The organism is Isoptericola sp. NPDC060257 (assembly GCF_042726645.1).
Taxonomy (GTDB): Bacteria; Actinomycetota; Actinomycetes; order Actinomycetales; family Cellulomonadaceae; genus Isoptericola; species Isoptericola nanjingensis.
Window position 1 is genome coordinate 1 of record NZ_JBHXAW010000117.1, and the last position, 12,393, is coordinate 12,393.

14 protein-coding genes are annotated in these 12,393 nt (G+C 74.3%); 5 read left to right on the forward strand and 9 right to left on the reverse strand.

The annotated features are described in order from the left end of the window. Positions 1 to 27: 27 nt before the first annotated feature. From ACFWEK_RS11350 to ACFWEK_RS11370, 5 genes are all read right to left on the reverse strand, one after another. Positions 28 to 471 carry an SRPBCC domain-containing protein gene (locus ACFWEK_RS11350; RefSeq protein WP_430554111.1) on the reverse strand — a complete coding sequence of 148 codons (444 nt, stop codon included), beginning with the start codon at positions 469 to 471 and terminating at the stop codon, positions 28 to 30. A 5-nt stretch (positions 472 to 476) separates the two neighbouring features. Then, the gene (locus ACFWEK_RS11355) at positions 477 to 824 is read right to left on the reverse strand and encodes an ArsR/SmtB family transcription factor (RefSeq protein ID WP_429765573.1); all 348 of its coding nucleotides are present in this window, start codon (positions 822 to 824) and stop codon (positions 477 to 479) included. Next, on the reverse strand, positions 821 to 1,291 hold the full coding sequence (locus ACFWEK_RS11360) for an SRPBCC family protein (RefSeq protein WP_430554112.1): 471 nt from the start codon (positions 1,289 to 1,291) through the stop codon (positions 821 to 823). The genes ACFWEK_RS11355 and ACFWEK_RS11360 overlap by 4 nt, the downstream gene beginning before the upstream one ends. Positions 1,292 to 1,378: 87 nt before the next feature. After that, a complete protein-coding gene (locus tag ACFWEK_RS11365; RefSeq protein WP_429734439.1) occupies positions 1,379 to 2,596 on the reverse strand; it encodes a pyridoxal phosphate-dependent aminotransferase in 1,218 nt (405 codons plus the stop codon). 8 nt (positions 2,597 to 2,604) lie between these two features. Then, the gene (locus ACFWEK_RS11370) at positions 2,605 to 3,525 is read right to left on the reverse strand and encodes a helix-turn-helix transcriptional regulator (protein ID WP_430554113.1); all 921 of its coding nucleotides are present in this window, start codon (positions 3,523 to 3,525) and stop codon (positions 2,605 to 2,607) included. Positions 3,526 to 3,627: 102 nt separating this feature from the next. Between ACFWEK_RS11370 and ACFWEK_RS11375 the strand changes: the two genes are divergently transcribed. The 4 genes from ACFWEK_RS11375 to ACFWEK_RS11390 all read left to right on the forward strand — a co-directional run bounded on the left by ACFWEK_RS11375 (position 3,628) and on the right by ACFWEK_RS11390 (position 9,210). Further along, entirely contained in the window at positions 3,628 to 5,124 is a 1,497-nt protein-coding gene (locus ACFWEK_RS11375; protein ID WP_430554114.1) for an MFS transporter, read from the forward strand. Between the two features lie 80 nt (positions 5,125 to 5,204). Beyond that, positions 5,205 to 7,688, forward strand: coding sequence for a hypothetical protein (locus tag ACFWEK_RS11380; RefSeq protein ID WP_430554115.1), 2,484 nt, complete (start codon positions 5,205 to 5,207; stop codon positions 7,686 to 7,688). Positions 7,689 to 7,770: 82 nt separating this feature from the next. Beyond that, entirely contained in the window at positions 7,771 to 8,451 is a 681-nt protein-coding gene (locus ACFWEK_RS11385) for an SDR family oxidoreductase (protein WP_430554116.1), read from the forward strand. 186 nt (positions 8,452 to 8,637) lie between these two features. Continuing rightward, the gene (locus ACFWEK_RS11390) at positions 8,638 to 9,210 is read left to right on the forward strand and encodes a Fic family protein (protein WP_430554117.1); all 573 of its coding nucleotides are present in this window, start codon (positions 8,638 to 8,640) and stop codon (positions 9,208 to 9,210) included. A 145-nt stretch (positions 9,211 to 9,355) separates the two neighbouring features. Here ACFWEK_RS11390 and ACFWEK_RS11395 read toward each other — a convergent pair whose 3' ends face one another. Genes ACFWEK_RS11395 through ACFWEK_RS11410 form a run of 4 tightly spaced genes read right to left on the reverse strand, consistent with a single transcriptional unit; the run spans position 9,356 to position 12,040 of the window. Then, a complete protein-coding gene (locus ACFWEK_RS11395; protein WP_430554118.1) occupies positions 9,356 to 9,955 on the reverse strand; it encodes a class I SAM-dependent methyltransferase in 600 nt (199 codons plus the stop codon). A 26-nt stretch (positions 9,956 to 9,981) separates the two neighbouring features. Then, the gene (locus ACFWEK_RS11400) at positions 9,982 to 10,347 is read right to left on the reverse strand and encodes a cupin domain-containing protein (RefSeq protein ID WP_430547787.1); all 366 of its coding nucleotides are present in this window, start codon (positions 10,345 to 10,347) and stop codon (positions 9,982 to 9,984) included. Positions 10,348 to 10,376: 29 nt separating this feature from the next. Beyond that, on the reverse strand, positions 10,377 to 11,315 hold the full coding sequence (locus ACFWEK_RS11405; protein ID WP_430554119.1) for a transketolase family protein: 939 nt from the start codon (positions 11,313 to 11,315) through the stop codon (positions 10,377 to 10,379). Next, complete coding sequence (locus tag ACFWEK_RS11410; protein ID WP_430547789.1) at positions 11,312 to 12,040, reverse strand: thiamine pyrophosphate-dependent enzyme; 729 nt, start codon at positions 12,038 to 12,040, stop codon at positions 11,312 to 11,314. The genes ACFWEK_RS11405 and ACFWEK_RS11410 overlap by 4 nt, the downstream gene beginning before the upstream one ends. A 149-nt stretch (positions 12,041 to 12,189) precedes the next feature. On the opposite strand from ACFWEK_RS11410, the gene ACFWEK_RS11415 reads away from it, so the two are divergent. Further along, positions 12,190 to 12,393: thiamine pyrophosphate-binding protein (locus ACFWEK_RS11415; RefSeq protein ID WP_430554120.1), on the forward strand; the 204-nt coding region annotated here is incomplete at its 3' end.

Here is a 12,393-nt window from a genome sequence, read left to right on the forward strand (position 1 = left end):
ACCGAAATCAAAACAACGTCTATACGCTCAGTTCCAGTTGTCGATCTTCACGTCCCGGGGCGACGGCGCGGCGTCGGCGCCCTCGACGAGGGCCTTGAGGCTCTGCAGGAACGTGGCCCACTTGGTGCTGCAGTGGTGCATGAACTCCACGGGCTCGCGCCAGCCGCGGTGCGCGAACAGCAGGACGGTCCAGCCGCCGTCCTGGCGCAGGTCCCACTCGACGGTCGTGCCGACCCACTCCTCGGGGCCGTCGACGACGCGCCACACGACGCGCTCGCTCGGTCGCAGCTCCTCGACCTCCATCACGAAGCCGCCGTCGGGGAAGCGGAACTCGACCTTCCCGCCGAGGCCGGCGTCGCCCGTCGTCTCCTGGGTCCACCAGCCGGCGAGGCCGTCCACGGTCGTCAGGGCGTCGTACATCGCCTGGGGCGTCGCAGTCGTCGTCGCGATCCTGTGCAGGATGTCCACCATCGTGATCAGCTCCTTCTCGTGGTCTCGATCGCCTCGGCGATCGCCTTGATGCGCTGCAGGCGCCGGTCCCAGGTGCGGCCGACGGCGGCCAGCTGGTCGGCGGCGCGCTCGAGCTGGGCGGCGTCGACCTCGCACCGCTTCTCCCGTCCCGCCGTCGTCGAGCGGACGAGGCCGGCGCGGTCGAGCACGTCGAGATGCTTGGCCACGGCCTGCCGGGTGACCGGCAGCTGCCGGCTCAGCGACGACGCGGTGCCGCCGCCGTCGGCCAGCAGGAGGTCGAGGATGCGGCGTCGCGTGGGGTCGCCGATCGCGGACCAGAGCCCGTCGTCCACGGACGACGACGTCCCGGTCATGGCCGGACCTCCAGCGACCCCGCGTACGTCACCAGCCGCGGCAGGTAGTAGGCCCAGCCCTCGACGTGCTCGCGGTAGCGCTGCTCGAGGACCGCGACCTCCCAACCCTGCTCACGGAAGCCGGTCTCGGTCATGCGCAGCAGCGTCCCGTCGCCGGACGGCACGAGCTCGAAGGTGACGAGCAGCGAGTTGCCCGCCGTCGCCCCCTGCCCCGCCGGGTGCGTCCAGCGGAACGAGAACGTCCGCGGCGGCAGCGACTCGACCACCGTGAACGACTCGACCGTCCGGTCCGGGCCCTCGCCGAACGTGATCGACCCCGCCGTGCCGGGCTCCGGGTCGAAGTCCGCGTCGTCTGGCCACCACCGCCGGACATGCTCCGGGCTGCTCACCACCTCGAAGACGACCTCCGGCGCCGCCTCGACGTAGATCTCCCGCTCGATGCTTCCCAGCTCGCTCGTCGAACCCATGACCCCTCCTGCAACTAGTGGTTGCACATCACGCTAGCCCGCGGACAGCGGATGCGCAACCGCTAGTTGCAGAATGGGTGGGGCGGGCTACCGCCGGCGCGTGGCCAGGAACTCCCCGATGCGGCCGATGGCCTCGGTGAGGACCTCCTCGTCGGGCAGCGTCACCAGGCGGAAGTGGTCCGGCTCGAACCAGTTGAACCCGGTCCCGTGGGTCACGAGGATCTTCTTGGCCCGCAGCAGGTCGATGACGAACGCCTCGTCGTCCTCGATCGGGTACATCTCCGGGTCGAGGCGCGGGAAGCAGTACAGCGCGCCCTTCGGCCGCACGGAGGTGACGCCGGGGATCTCGTTGAGCAGCTTGTCGGCCAGCATCGCCTGGTCGTAGAACCGGCCGCCGGGCACGATCAGCTCGTCGATCGACTGGTACCCGCCCAGCGCCGTCTGGATGGCGTGCTGCGCGGGCACGTTGGCGCACATGCGCATGTTCGCCAGCAGGGTGAGTCCCTCGAGGAACTCGGTGGCGTTCTCCTTCGGACCCGACACCATGACCCACCCGGCCCGGTAGCCGCACACGCGGTACGCCTTGGACAGCCCGCTGAACGTCAGGCACAGCACGTCGTCGCCCGCGGCGGCCGCGGCGTGGTGGTGCGTGGCGCCGTCGAACAGGATCTTCTCGTAGATCTCGTCGGTGAGGACGACCAGGTCGTGACGGCGGGCGATGTCGACCATCGCCTCCACCATCTCCTTGCTGTACACGGCGCCGGTGGGGTTGTTCGGGTTGATGATCACCATGGCGTGCGTGTTCTCGGTGATCTTCGACTCGAGGTCCTCGAGGTCCGGCATCCAGCCGTTCTCCTCGTCGCACCGATAGTGCACGGCGGTGCCGCCGCACAGCGTGACGGCGCCCGTCCACAGCGGGTAGTCCGGCGCCGGGACGAGGATCTCGTTCCCCTCGTCGACGAACGCCTGCAGCACCATCGAGATGAGCTCCGAGACGCCGTTGCCGATGAACACGTCGTCCACGCTCGTGTCGCGCAGCCCGCGCGACTGGTAGTACTGCGCCACCGCGGTGCGCGCCTCGTAGATGCCGCGCGAGTCGCTGTACCCCTGCGCCTCCGGCAGGTGGTGCACGACGTCGGCCTGGATGGCCGCCGGTGCCTCGAAGCCGAACGGCGCCGTGTTGCCGATGTTCAGCTTGAGGATGCGGTGGCCCTCGGCCTCGAGGCGCTGGGCCTCGACGAGGATGGGACCGCGGACGTCGTAGCGGACGCCGCGGAGCTTGCGGCTCTGTCGGATGGTGCGCACGGGGACCATCATCCCCCCGCCGGACCGGTGACCGACACGGCCAATCCACGACGAGCGGACCCGTCGTCGTCCCGGGACGTCACGGCGGGCGCCGCCCCCACCAGCGCGTCCAGCCGCTCCAGCCGCTGCGCCGTCGCCTCGTCGGCCGGCGTCATGACGATGATCCGGTCGCCGCGGGCCCGGTCCAGCCACAGGCTCTGGAAGTGCACGTCGAGCCGGCCCGCGCGCGCCGAGCGGTAGTGCCGCAGCTGGGTGCCGTCCCCGGCGACGTCGTACGACTCCCAGTGCCGCACGAAGTCCGCCGACGACGCGCGCAGCCGCGCCAGCAGCGCGGACCAGCGAGGGTCGTCGCGGTGCTCGGGCTCACGCGCCCGCAGCCGGGCGGCGATGTTGTGCAGCACCGTGTCCTCCGCCTCGCCGAGGGCCCCGCGCCAGCGCGGCTCGGTGAACATCAGCCAGGCGCAGTTGCGGTCCTCGGGCGGGCGGGCGTCGAGGTCGTCGAACAGGTACCGGTAGGCCCGGTTGGCGGCGAGCAGGTCGTACGCGTCGGTCTGCACCGCCGCCGGGTACGGGAGCAGGCCGGCCAGCACGGCGAGCTGCTCCGGCCGCACCCCGGGCGGAGGTCCGGGCGCGACGGCGGTCTCGCGGCCGGCGAGCACCATGAGGTGGCGACGCTCGGCGCCGTCGAGCCGCAGCACCCGGGCGACGGCCTCCAGCACCTGGTCCGAGACGTTCCTGGCCCGCCCCTGCTCCAGCCACGTGTACCAGGTGACCCCCACGCCGGCGAGCTGCGCCACCTCCTCGCGGCGCAGCCCCGGTGTGCGGCGCCGTCCGCCCGCGGGCAGCCCGACGTCGCCGGGGGTCACGCGCCCGCGGCGCTCGCGCAGGAAGGCGCCGAGGGCGGCGCGGTCGGGGGTCGTCGAGGTCACCGCCCCAGTGTCACCCCCGCCCGGGCGCGCAACCAGGTGGTGGCGGTACCACGATCGGCAGGCTCCTGGTACCAGGATGGACGCGGGCGCACCGTCGTCGTCATGACCACGACCACCACCTCGCGCGCCGGACGGGTGGCCGCGTCCGCCCCGTCGGTGCCCGCCGCGTCGATCTCACCCCGGGCGCTCACCGGCCTCGGGCTCGCCGTCCTGCTCGTCGCGTACCTGCCCGTCAACATGACGTTCGGCTCGGTCAACCTGCTCGCGCCCGCGATCACGGCCGACCTCGGCGTTGCGGTGTCGGGCGGCCAGCTCGTCCTGTCCGCGTACACGACGACGTTCGCCGCGACGCTCGTCGTGGCCGGGCGGCTCGGCGACCGCTACGGACGACGGCGACTGCTCGCGGCCGGCCTGACGGCGTTCGCCGCGCTGTCCGTCCTGGCGGCGTTCGCCCCGACCCTGCCCGCTCTCGTGGCGCTGCGCGCGGGGCTCGGCGTCGCCGCGGGGCTGTTCACCCCGCAGGTGCTCTCCACGATCCAGGCCACCGCGCCCGACCGCCTGCGGGTCCTCGGCGTCACCCTGTTCACCGCCGTCAGCGGCGTCGCGACGATCGCCGGGCAGGTGCTCGCGGGCGCGGTGGCCGGCGTCGCGGGCGACCACCTGGGCTGGCGGGCCGTGCAGGCCGCCACCGGGGCGATCGCCCTCGCCGCACTGCTCGCGCTGCGCAGCGTCCCGGAGTCGCGCTCGACGGCGCCGCTCGCCCTCGACCTGCGCGGTGCCGGCCTGCTGGCCGCCGGCCTGCTGCTGCTCGTGGTGCCGCTGACGCTCGGCGCGTCCACCGCGTGGCCGCCCGCGCTGCTCGGGATGCTCGCCGCGGCCGGGGTCGTGCTGGCCCTGTTCGCCCGGTCGCAGCGCGCCGCCGAGCGGCGCGGCGAGCTGCCGGTCGTGCCGCCGCGCGTGCTGCGCACCCGCGTCGTGCGGGACGGGCTGGTCATGACGCTCCTGTTCTTCACCGGGTACGGGGCGTTCCTGTACGAGTTCTCGGCGCTCGCGCAGGGAGCCCTCGGCGCCGACGCCTGGGGCACGGTCGTGCTGCTGCTCGGGTTCGGCGGAGCGTTCGTCGCGACGGCCCTCGCCACGCCCGCCATCGAGCGGCGCACCGGGCGCTGGACGATGACCGGGGCCGCCGTCGCGCAGGCCGCCGTGCTCGGCGGGCTCGCGCTCGTCGTCGGCAGCGGTCACGGCGGGACGACGGCGGCCCTGCAGCCGCTGCTCATGGCGCTCGGGGCCGCGCAGGCACTCATGTACGGGCCGGTGCTGCGCACCGTCCTGTCGCGCACGCCCAGCTGGGCGGCCGGCGTCGCGGGCGGGTTGTTCACCACCCTGCAGCAGCTCGGCCTGGGGCTCGGCGTCGCCGTGCTCGGCGGGCTGTTCCAGGCGGTCGCGGCGCACGCCGGGGTGCCTGACGCCGGCCTGCCGCGCGGGTTCGTCGTCGCCGTCGGCGTGCAGGCCGTGCTGGCACTCGGCTTCGCCGCGCTGGCCGCCCGCACCGCTGCGGGCCGCACGGGCCGCGATGCGGACCTGCCCGCCTCGACATAGCGTTTCCTGGGGACGGACCCGGAGGGACGGGAGCTGGGATGCGCGGCGTGGTCGGTCGACGGCGAGCTGGCGCGGTGTGCGTGACCCTGGTCGTCGGGGCGGGGCTCGTGGCCGCCGCCCAGGTGGCGTCCGCCGACGTGCCGGCGCCGGGATCCGACGAGTCCGTCGTCACGGTGCGCGTCGGGGGCGACCGGGCCGCGGACGGCGGGGTGGCCCCGCTGCCGGGCGTGACGCTGGGCCTGTACGAGGACGTGGGCGCCACCGACGTGGTGGACGACGAGTGGGGCGTCTGCGTCTCCGACGGCGACGGCGACTGCTCCTTCACGGTGCCGGACACCGCCACCGGTGGGCAGAACGCCGGGGAGCAGCTCGTGGTCAAGCAGATCTCGGCCCCCGACGGCTGGTTCGTCAACCCGACGCTCCGGGTCGGCCCGGGCAGCGGGTCGAGCTCGACGGAGGAGCCGTACGCCTTCACGACCCCGGCGCTCGCCGGCGGGCAGACCTACTCGTCGCTCGACACGAGCATCGACTTCATGGCCGGTCCCGCGTCGAGCGGCCGGCCGGTGACCGACTCGGAGGGGATCTGGCAGCAGTCGCGGACCAACCCCGGGCTGGCGGCGCAGTGCGGCGCCGACATCGCGTTCGTGCTCGACCTGTCGTCGTCGCTGGGCAGCCAGGTGGCCGACCTCAAGGCGGCGACCGACTCGGTGGCGGACGCCCTGGTCGGCACCCCGTCCCGGCTCGCCGTTTTCTCCTTCGACCGCTTCTCGCCGAGCTCCGGGTCGGACGGGAACCACCCTGACCTCGTGAGCGTGGCCACCCAGCAGGGGGCCGACGCGTTCAAGGCGCAGTACGCCGACTGGACCACCGGTTCCGGCACGAACTGGGACCAGGGGCTGCGGGTCGTCGCGGACGCAGCCCCGGAGTACGAGATCGTCGTGATGATCACCGACGGCAACCCGACCCGCTTCGGCGCCACGGGCAGCGGGGGCACCGGCGGGACCACGCACCTGCGCGACGTCGAGAACGGCATCTACTCGGCGAACGCGGTCAAGGCGGACGGCTCCCGGCTGCTCGTGCTCGGCGTCGGCTCCGGGATCGACGACGTCACCCGGCTCAACCTGCGGGCCCTCTCGGGCGAGACGTTCTACACGGGCGGCGACCCCGAGGACGCCGACTACTTCGACCTCGACGACTTCGAGGCCGCCGGGTCGGCGCTGCGCGACGTGCTCCTGGGCGGCTGCGAGGGCCGGATCAACGTCACCAAGGCGCTCGTGCCCGCGGCCAACGAGGCGGGCGACGTCTCGGGCGCCGTCCCCGCCGGCGAGGGCTGGCAGTTCGACGCCGTCACGTCCGCGCCGGGGGTGACGCTCGATCCCCCGTCGGCGACCACGTCGGACGACGGCACCGGCAGCGTCGCCTTCGACGTCGACTACGCGGGCGTCCCGGAGGACGCCGACGTGTCGCTGTCCGAGACCCAGCAGGACGGCTACACGCTGGTGCCCGTCGACGGCCAGAACGCCGTCTGCGTCGACAAGCTCGACGACGACGCCCCGGTGACGGCGGCGAGCGACGGCCAGACCGGGTTCACCGTGACGCTGCCGGCCTCGGGCTTCGTGAGCTGCACGGTGTACAACCAGCCGCTGAGCAGCATCGTGGTGGACAAGACCTGGGTGATCGACGGGGTCGAGGTCACCGAGGGAGACCAGCCGGACGGCTTCACGGCGCAGCTGTCCCTGACGGGTCCCGGTGGCGCGGGGGCGACGGACCAGGACTGGAGCGACCTGCGGGGCGGGTACCAGGGCCCCGAGGAGGTCACCGTCGACGAGGCGGCGTCCGTCCCGGACGGGTGCGTGCTGGCGGACGCGGAGGTGACCGCCGTGGACGGCGAGGCGGTGGACCCCGCGCCGCTGCCGTTCGACACCACCGCGGCGCTCCCCGTCCGGGAGGTCGAGGTGACCAACCGGGTGACCTGCCCGCCCATGCTCACCCTGGTCAAGGAGGTCGTCAACGACGACGGCGGCACGGCCACCGTCGGCGACTGGACGCTCTCGGCGACCGGCCCGGTCGGGATCGAGGGCGTGACCGGCGACGACGCCGTCACGTTCGCCCCCGTCGAGGCCGGGGACTACGCCCTCGCGGAGGACGGGCCGGGGGGCTATGACTCGCTCGGCTGGGTGTGCGTCGACGACGTCACAGGCGACGACGTGGAGGTGGCCGGCGACGTCGTGAGCGTCGGGGCCGACGACGCGGTCACGTGCACCGTCACCAACGACGACGTCGCGGGACCGACGCCCACGCCCAGCCCGACGGCCACGCCCAGCCCGACGGCCACGCCGACCGCGAGCCCGACCTCGGGCCCGACCGCCGCCCCGGGGCCGGACGTCCCGGGGCCTGGCAGCCCGGGCGGCCCGGCGGCGCCGGACGGTCCTGCCGCGCCAGGCGGCCCGGGGATGCTGCCCACCACGGGCGCGGGCGTCACCGGGCTGCTGTCCGCCGCGCTGCTGCTGGGCCTCGCCGGGTGGGCGATCGTCGCGGCGGCCCGTCGCCGCGACGCCTCCTGACGCGGCCGCACGGGTTGGCGTCCGAGCCCGTGGTGGGCGACGGTGGAGGTCTGCTCCCGCCGCTCCCGCTTCGGAGGTCGTCATGAAGGTCGTCGTCATCGGCGCGCTCGGCAAGGTCGCGCGCCAGCTCGTCCCGCTGCTGGCCGACGGCGGCACCGGGCCGGTGGTCGACGTCGTCGGGATGGTGCGCAAGCCCGAGCAGGTGGACCGCGTCGCCGACCTCGGCGCGGAGCCCGCGCTGCTGGACGTCGAGCACGCGAGCACCGAGGAGATCGCCGCCGCGCTGGCCGGCGCGGACGCCGTCGTCTGGTCCGCCGGGGCCGGCGGCGGCGACCCGGAGCGCACGTACGCCGTCGACCGGGACGCCGCGATCCGCTCCATGGACGCTGCGGCGAGCGCCGGGGTGCGCCGGTACGTCATGGTGTCGTGGGTGGGCTCGACGCCCGAGCACGGCGTGCCCGAGACCGCGGGCTTCTTCGCCTACGCGGACGCCAAGCTCGCCGCCGACGACCACCTGCGCACCACCGACCTGGACTGGACGATCCTCGGCCCCGGCACGCTGACGGACGAGCCGCCCACCGGGCGCGTCGCCGTCCTGCCCGAGACCGGCGCCGTCCCTGCCGGGACGGACACCAGCGTGCCGCGCGCCGACGTCGCGCAGGTCGTGGCCGCGGCGCTGCGCGAGCCCGCGACCGTCCGGCGCTTCGTCCGCTTCTCCGCCGGGGACACGGCGATCCCGACGGCGCTGCGCAACCTGGACTGACGGACGCGTCTTCATCAAGGTTTCGCCGAAACCTTGATGCTGATGGCCCTCATGGTCAAGGTCCCCGCCCTCGGGTACGTCGACGAGTACTGGGTTGCCGACTCCGACGGGATGACGAGCCGGTCCGCGCGCGCTGCAGCGTCCGGACCCTACCGTTCGACCGTCCCACCGACGGTGGTCAGCTGGGTGCCGAACATCACTGCGGCCCTGTCCGCGAACCCCGAGGAGGCCACCGCTGCCCTCAGCCGCTTCGACGGGTACGCGGCCAAGGTCCTCGGGACGACGAGTCCGACGCTCGGCCCGATGAGCTCGATCCTCCTGCGCACGGAGTCTGCGTCGTCGTCCCAGATCGAGGACCTCACCGTCGGGCCCCGACAGCTGGCCCTCGCCGAGATCGAGCAGTCGACCTCGACGGACGCCCGTACCGTCGTCGCGAACGCCCGCGCCATGGAAGCTGCGCTCGCGCTGGCGGACCGACTCGACACCGACGCGATCCTGGAGATGCACCGTGCGCTCCTGTCGGGACAGCACGGCTGGGAGGACCACGCCGGGCGCTGGCGCGACCAGCTCGTGTGGATCGGGACGAGCGCGAACTGTCCCCGGGGCGCTTCGCACGTCGCACCCCAGGCGCCGCTCGTGCCGGCTGCGATGGAGGACCTGGTCGAGTTCGTCCGCCGCGACGACGTGCCCGTCCTGCTCCAGGCGGCCGTCGCGCACGTGCAGTTCGAGACCGCATGTGGGAGCACCCGGGCGTCCTGACCGTCCTCGACCAGTACGCCCAGGGGCTGCTGCGCCGACAGGGCGTGGGTAGAGGGAGGCGCTGCGGCCCGCGGTCAGGGCATGGACGAGGTGCAGGACCTCTACCTCGGCCGGGTCCGCCCGCCCGTGGAGTACGGCGGCGCCGTCACGCTGGACCCGCCGCCCGACGCCGCGCGCTGATCGCGCCGTGCGGCCGGACGCCCGGGTCGGTGCGCTCGGCCGTCTCCGCGACGTCGAACCCCGCCCGCTCGACCCGCGCCGCCAGCTCGTCGACGGGCCAGAACCAGGCGGTCGTCACGGCGTGGTCGAACGGCTCGACACGCGGGCCGCGGCAGAACCCGAGCAGCAGCCCGCCGCCCGGCACGACGGCGCGGGCGAGCTCCGCCAGCACGGCATCGACCTCCGCCGGCGGGCTGTGGATGAGCGAGTACCAGGCCAGCACGCCGCCGAGGCCGCCGTCGGGCACGCCGAGGTCGGCGAGCGCGGCGCTGCGGAACGGGACGCCGGGATACTCGGCCCGGGCACGCGCCAGGAACGGCTCCGCGAGGTCGACGCCCTCGGCATCCAGTCCGCGGCGGGCGAGGAAGTCCGTCCAGTGCCCCGGCCCGCACCCGGCGTCGACGACGCGGCCGGTCAGCCCGGCGGCCCAGCGCTCGACGAGCGCCCGGTCGTCGTCGTGCACCGCGTCCATCGAGCCGAACAGGTCCGCGTACTCCTGCGCCCGTACCGCGTAGGCCGCGCTCACGTCGCGAGCCGACGAGGGCACGGCGCTCAGCCGAGCTCGCGCAGGGGCGCGGTCCGCTCGCCCCCGGCGTCCCCCGTGTTGACCGTGGCGGTCGGCTCGACGAGCAGCGCGTGCACCTCGCCGTCCGCCCGCGGGCAGTGCTCGACGCCGCGCGGCACGACGAACACGTCCTGCGGCCCGAGGACGACGTCACGGTCCCGGAGCTGGATCGTGAGTTGCCCGCTGAGCACGAGGAACAGCTCGTCCGTGTCGTCGTGCGTGTGCCAGACGAACTCCCCGTCGAGCTTGACCACCTTCACCGCGTAGTCGTTGACGCTCGCCAGCAGGTGCGGCTGCCACGGCTCGGGGATGTTCTCGAGGGCGGTCCGGATGTTCCTCACGTCGTTGCTCACCCGGTCAGCGTAGGCACCCGGTCCGACGGTCAGGCGAGGAACGCCGCCACCCGCCGACGGACCCCCGCCGCGTCGAGGCCGTGCGCGGCGGCATGGTCGCGCGGCGTCCCGTACCGCCGCAGCTCGGTCTCGCCGGGCACGCCGACGTGCAGCACGCGGCTGGGCCGGTCGACCAGCGCCGCCGCGACGGCGGCGGCGCTCGTGCCCTCCAGGTACGGCTCCACGACGGCGAGCACCGGCGCCGGGCCGGCCAGCGCGCGGAGCCCCTCGGCGTCGAGGGGGTGCGCCGTGGCCGTCCACGCGACGCGGACGGGCAGGTCGGCGACGGCGTCCAGCACGGTGTCGAGCATCGGGCCGACGGCGACGACCAGCGGGGCCGAGCCGGACGGCGGCGGCGTCACCGCGGCATCGCGCACCAGGTGCAGCCGCCCGTCCACCGTCCCGGGCCGGGCGTTGCGCTGCCCGGAGAGCCGGATGTACGTGCGGCCGGTGCCGGCGGCCTCGCGGTGCAGCAGCTCGGCGACCTCGTCGGCGTGGCCCGGCACGTGCACCGTCCAGCCCGGCAGCGCCGAGATCAGCGCGACGTCCGCAGGCGACTGGTGGGTGCGGCCGCCGGCCGACACGTCGTACGACGCGCCGGCGCTGACCAGCACGGCGCCGACGTCCTGGTGCCCGAGGTCGAGCTTCACCTGCTCGTAGGGCCGCTCCACGAGGAACGACGCGAACGTGTGCACGATCGGCCGCCGCCCGGCCAGGGCCAGGCCGCCGGCCACGCCGATGAGCGCCTGTTCGCGGATACCGACGTCGATGACGCGGCCGGGGTGGCGCGCGATCGCGCGGCCCATGGAGCCGGAGCCGATCACGGCCAGGACGACGTCGACGTCCGGGTGCGCGTCGAGCAGCGGGTCGAGCTCCTCGTAGAAGCGGGTGCGCAGGTCGAGCGCGGGTGCGGTCGCCTGAGTGGTCATGCCGCCTCCTGGGTGGTGCCGGTCGTGTCGACGACGACGACCGTCGGCCGGTCGGCCTCGGTGCGCCGCAGCGCGGCGGTCAGGCGGGGCTGGTCGTGCGTGCGCACCTCGGCGGCCGCCCAGCCCTCGAGCGCGAACCGGGGCGCGATGCCGCCGGGCCACCCCAGGTTGTCGCTGTGGTTGTCGACGACGACGCAGGTGAGGTTGCCGAGCCCGTACCGGCCGGCGACCTGGATCGCCTCCGCGTTGCTGCCCTCGTCGAGCTCGGCGTCGCCCACGAGGACGACGACGCGCGCCCGCGACCGGCCGCGCAGCCCGAGCGCCAGGCCGACGGCGAGCGGCAGCCCGTGCCCGAGCGAGCCGCTGCCGATCTCGATGCCCGGCACCAGCGTGCGGTCGGGGTGGTGGCCCAGGGGCGATTCGAACGACGCGACGTCGTCCAGCCACGACGCCGGGAAGAAGCCCTTCGCCGCCAGCACGGCGTACGTCGAGGCCGGGCCGTGGCCCTTGGAGAGCAGGAACCGGTCGCGGTCGGGGGCGTCCGGGCGGGCCGGGTCGACGCGGAGCACCTGGTCGTACAGCGTCCACACGACGTCGAGGGTCGAGTGCGCGCTCGGGTCGTGCTTCTCGTCGCCCGTGACGCGCGCGACCAGGTCGCGGACGTGGCGCGGGACGGCCCGCGGGGTCACGGCGGACGGGGCCGGGGGTGAGCTCGTCGTCGTCATCCCTCGATGCTGTGACCTGAACCACGGTTGAGGTCAACCCCGTCGGGGACGCCTGCGGGTGCGCCACCTCACGTCCCGACGTCCTGCGGAAACACGCCACCGGAGGCAGGATCGAGACGGACCAGCCGCCGTCATCAGGAGGTCTCGTCATGGCCCGCACCGTCGCCGAACACCTCGTCGACCAGCTCGTCGCCGCCGGCGTGAAGCGCATCTACGGGATCGTCGGGGACTCCCTGAACCCCGTGGTCGATGCCGTCCGCCGCACGGACGGCATCGGCTTCGGCTGGCACGTGCTGCGCACCCTCAGCGACGAGGTGAGCGCCGATCAGCAGGGCTTCGACACGGTCGTATCC

Bases quoted from the DNA above. Each gene is read 5' to 3' on its own strand.
- ACFWEK_RS11350 (WP_430554111.1), bottom strand. From the start codon at position 471: ATGGTGGACATCCTGCACAGGATCGCGACGACGACTGCGACGCCCCAG.
- ACFWEK_RS11355 (WP_429765573.1), bottom strand. From the start codon at position 824: ATGACCGGGACGTCGTCGTCCGTGGACGACGGGCTCTGGTCCGCGATC.
- ACFWEK_RS11360 (WP_430554112.1), bottom strand. From the start codon at position 1,291: ATGGGTTCGACGAGCGAGCTGGGAAGCATCGAGCGGGAGATCTACGTC.
- ACFWEK_RS11375 (WP_430554114.1), top strand. From the start codon at position 3,628: ATGACCACGACCACCACCTCGCGCGCCGGACGGGTGGCCGCGTCCGCC.
- ACFWEK_RS11385 (WP_430554116.1), top strand. From the start codon at position 7,771: ATGAAGGTCGTCGTCATCGGCGCGCTCGGCAAGGTCGCGCGCCAGCTC.
- ACFWEK_RS11405 (WP_430554119.1), bottom strand. From the start codon at position 11,315: ATGACCACTCAGGCGACCGCACCCGCGCTCGACCTGCGCACCCGCTTC.
- ACFWEK_RS11410 (WP_430547789.1), bottom strand. From the start codon at position 12,040: ATGACGACGACGAGCTCACCCCCGGCCCCGTCCGCCGTGACCCCGCGG.